This is a genomic window from Snodgrassella alvi, from assembly GCF_002777425.1.
In the GTDB taxonomy this organism is placed as follows: Bacteria; Pseudomonadota; Gammaproteobacteria; order Burkholderiales; family Neisseriaceae; genus Snodgrassella; species Snodgrassella alvi_B.
Window position 1 is genome coordinate 1 of sequence record NZ_MDVC01000095.1, and the last position, 2,185, is coordinate 2,185.

Genomic DNA, 2,185 nt, shown 5'->3' on the forward strand with positions numbered 1-2,185 from the left:
TTGTTCCAGAGTCATCATGGTTGGAAAAATTAAAGGCTGAAAGACGTTCCTTTTTCCCTGATTGGGATAAATATGATGTAGGAGAATACACTCATTATATTATTCAAAGTGATTCATTTTATGTTGAAATAATCGCCAAAGATATTAAGATATCAAGAAAAAAACTAAAGGGTGTTTTTTAAAATTATCATATAGTTTAAATATCACTAACGCACTGATGCCAGAGCTAATGCATTAAAAGAATGCTTATCATAGTAAGAAAGGCAATAGTATAAATGGTCGTATAGGAAAAGGAAAATGCTGATGAGTGATTTCAAACTATGGGGTTGGGATAAAAAACCACGCACCATGCTACGGTTTATCAAGGCAGGAGACATATTCTGCTTTAAGCTGGATGAACAGAGATATTGTTTTGGCAGAATTATTATCAAAATTTTTATTGGTCATGTTGCCGAGCTGTTTGATAACATTTCTAATTCTCCTGATATATCTGAGGCAGAAATCAAACAAGCCCGGCGATTGATTGAACCAGTGATATTAGACAGCTACTCATTATTTGATAGGAAAATAGAAAAAGGTAGTGACTGGAGAATAATCGGGCATCAACAAAACTATGTGCCTACCGATATGAATGGCGTATATTTCACCTATGGAGAAGAACCGTGGTGTAAAAAAATGGATATTTGGGAAAATGAAATTCCTATATCTGAAAAAGAAGCCGAATCCCTACCTCGTGTAGCGCCATTGGGTGACTATAATATTAGAAAAGAATTATTAAAGGATATCTGAAACCATGCTGGGAAGGGTATGATACTTTTTCCAGCTTTTATTTATTTCAGGAGTAGTACTTGTGCTATACCCTGAAACCAGCACAATAATGCTCAGATTAAATAAAAATCGCCCTGGATTTATACGCTAACTGGTCAGCCGTACTCAGATTAAAGAACTACTGGACACCCAGCACTACCACTACGACGCCGAACACCGCCTGAGCGAAGTACGCATTGAGCAAACAGGCCGCAGCCAGCGTTATGGGTATGTTTACGACGCCCTTGGCCGGCGTATTGAAAAGCATCAGATAGACCGCGAAGGCCAACCCTACAACCGTACCCGCTTCCTGTGGGACGGCTTAAGAATGATTCAGGAAACCGGCCCGAATCACCCCACCAGCCTGTATATCTATACCGACCAGGACAGCTATGAACCACTGGCGCGGATAGACACAGACGGCAACTATGAACAACATATCCGCTACTTCCATACCGACCTGAATGGCTGCCCAGAAGAACTAACCGATGCAAACGGTAAAATACTGTGGGAATGTAGCTTTCAGTTATGGGGAAAGCGGATTCATGAAATTGAACATGAATCAGTAGAGCAAAACCTCAGATATCAGGGTCAATATTTAGACAGGGAAACTGGTTTACATTATAATACTTTCAGGTATTATGATCCGGATATAGGTAGATTTACTCAGCCAGACCCGATTGGGTTGCTGGGTGGCTTGAATCTGTATCAGTATGCACCTAATGGGTTGACTTGGGTGGATCCGTTAGGATTAACGTCCGTTAATGCTGAGGGATATCATGTTTATGGACTATATGACCCTGGCGCAACAAAGCCTTATTACATTGGTATTACCAATAATGTTGAAAGAAGAAGAAATGAACATCGAGATACGGGAAGATTAACGTCAGGAAGAATGGAAGTACTAGAAAAAAATGTAACCTATGGTCAGGCCAGAGGGTACGAACAATACTATATTGAAATACACGAAACCAGAACCGGTACCATAGGTGAGGAAATTTCTTCTACAAATAGAGGAAATAAATATAACTCATTTGACCATAATCGCACTGATGACAGAGCTAAGGCATTCAAAGAAGCTTATCATAGTAAGAAAGGCAATAGTATGAATGGTCGTATAGGAAAAGGAAAATGCTGATGAGTGATTTCAAACTATGGGGTTGGGATAAAAAACCACGCACCATGCTACGGTTTATCAAGGCAGGAGACATATTCTGCTTTAAGCTGGATGAACAGAGATATTGTTTTGGCAGAATTATTATCAAAATTTTTATTGGTCATGTTGCCGAGCTGTTTGATAACATTTCTAATTCTCCTGATATATCTGAGGCAGAAATCAAACAAGCCCGGCGATTGATTGAACCAGTGATATTAGACA

5 protein-coding genes are annotated in these 2,185 nt (G+C 39.5%); 4 read left to right on the top strand and 1 reads right to left on the bottom strand.

Going from position 1 to position 2,185, the window contains the following annotated elements; genetic code table 11:
• Both BGI33_RS09355 and BGI33_RS09360 read left to right on the top strand, forming a co-directional pair.
• On the top strand, window positions 1-182 hold a 182-nt coding region (locus BGI33_RS09355), incomplete at its 5' end, for a hypothetical protein (protein ID WP_218965182.1).
• A 121-nt stretch (window positions 183-303) separates the two neighbouring features.
• Complete coding sequence (locus BGI33_RS09360) at window positions 304-789, top strand: immunity 26/phosphotriesterase HocA family protein (protein WP_100090935.1); 486 nt, start codon at window positions 304-306, stop codon at window positions 787-789.
• Window positions 790-946: 157 nt separating this feature from the next.
• Here BGI33_RS09360 and BGI33_RS13530 read toward each other — a convergent pair whose 3' ends face one another.
• Window positions 947-1,096 (bottom strand): hypothetical protein, encoded by a 150-nt coding sequence (locus tag BGI33_RS13530; RefSeq protein ID WP_218965183.1) that lies wholly within the window; start codon window positions 1,094-1,096, stop codon window positions 947-949.
• A gap of 39 nt (window positions 1,097-1,135) precedes the next feature.
• On the opposite strand from BGI33_RS13530, the gene BGI33_RS09365 reads away from it, so the two are divergent.
• Window positions 1,136-1,945, top strand: a complete 810-nt coding sequence (locus BGI33_RS09365) for an RHS repeat-associated core domain-containing protein (protein WP_218965184.1) — start codon at window positions 1,136-1,138, stop codon at window positions 1,943-1,945.
• A partial coding sequence (locus tag BGI33_RS09370; protein WP_180296967.1) for an Imm26 family immunity protein occupies window positions 1,945-2,185 on the top strand: 241 nt, incomplete at its 3' end. The genes BGI33_RS09365 and BGI33_RS09370, both read left to right, overlap by 1 nt.

Bases quoted from the DNA above. Each gene is read 5' to 3' on its own strand.
- BGI33_RS09365 (WP_218965184.1), top strand. From the start codon at position 1,136: ATGATTCAGGAAACCGGCCCGAATCACCCCACCAGCCTGTATATCTAT.
- BGI33_RS09360 (WP_100090935.1), top strand. From the start codon at position 304: ATGAGTGATTTCAAACTATGGGGTTGGGATAAAAAACCACGCACCATG.